At 67.5% G+C, this 280-nt stretch carries 1 pseudogene; it reads right to left on the reverse strand.

Going from position 1 to position 280, the window contains the following annotated elements:
* A pseudogene (locus EN859_RS37635) lies at positions 1-267 on the reverse strand (hypothetical protein); the annotation flags it as partial.
* Positions 268-280: the final 13 nt, after the last annotated feature.

The raw sequence follows: 280 nt of genomic DNA on the forward strand, positions 1-280 counted from the left end.
GGCCGCCGCTGCGTGGGCCGCATCGAATGCTTCGCGATGCCAGCGGCGCAACGTATCCAGATCCACCCATGCGGGGCGCTCATTTGCGCTTGGGGAAAGAATAGGCGCATGCGGATCGCCGAGATGAGGCAGCACGACGAGCGCGCCCTCGAAAGAATGATCCGCGGTGTACGCTGTCGGCGTCACGATGGTTGGGACGCGTGCAGCACGCGCCGCGCGCAGGCCGTTGGCGGAGTCTTCGAACGCGATGCAGTCCGGGCCGTGCAAGCCGAGTCGCCGG

This window comes from Mesorhizobium sp. M00.F.Ca.ET.216.01.1.1, from assembly GCF_004010325.2.
In the GTDB taxonomy this organism is placed as follows: domain Bacteria; phylum Pseudomonadota; class Alphaproteobacteria; order Rhizobiales; family Rhizobiaceae; genus Mesorhizobium.